At 49.3% G+C, this 844-nt stretch carries 1 pseudogene; it reads right to left on the bottom strand.

Going from position 1 to position 844, the window contains the following annotated elements:
- Nucleotides 1–844: pseudogene (locus tag BBA02S_RS21110) on the bottom strand (hypothetical protein); the annotation flags it as partial.

Consider the following 844-nt stretch of genomic DNA (forward strand, 5'->3'; position numbering starts at 1 on the left):
CGTTCGCTGAGCCAATGCCTGTTTATAATCCGCCCACGCTTGGGCTTGAGCTGCTAAATTCTTTTCTACATCAGGACCCATAGCTGCATTCGCTAAGATCGCCGTGAAGCCTAACCATGCGACTCCCGCAACCATGAGAAGCGATTGCTGGCGCATAATCCCTGTATTGATCAAGTTAATCCGATCTTGCAGCTCTTTCATGCTCGCATTCGGCCCCAGCTGTCTTAAAGCTACAACAACAGGATCACCCTGCCTTGCTAACCGCTCCATGCTGTCTGTGACTGCCAACAGCGGGCGGTTAACTTGATACAGAGCATTGCCAGACTGCGCATAGATTTTATTGATCTTGCTGGACGTTGTGCTTAAATTCAGCATCGTGGCTGCCTGGCGGACATAAGATGCACGCAAAGCAATATTGCTGTTGATCATTCGGTCAGTAACCTGTTTATGATCAGCGCCCATCCGCTGCACTTCACGCATAAAATCATTTGTAGATCCTGTATAATGCCCCATCTGATTGCTTAGGCTCAGCATGTCGCCTTCAATGCCTCTTAGCTGTCTCCGATACTGGCGCAAGTTGTTGTGATTCCGTATAAGCGACCGCCGTACACCTTCGCTCATGTCACCCCACTGGGAAGCTAACCTTGTAGCACTCGTTCCCATGTCCCGTGCCAAGCTGCGGATTACTCGGCTTTGTCGGTTGACTTGCTGGTTAAGAGCCTGAGATTCTTCAATCATTCCGCCATAGGAATTGTTAAATGAAGATCCCAATCCATTCACTTCACGGCTTAATCTGCGTGCTTCGCGTTGCATTTCTGCCATTTCACGACGTATGTCAGCAAGT

The organism is Bacillus badius NBRC 15713 (assembly GCF_001591605.1).
GTDB classification, from domain to species: Bacteria; Bacillota; Bacilli; order Bacillales; family Domibacillaceae; genus Pseudobacillus; species Pseudobacillus badius.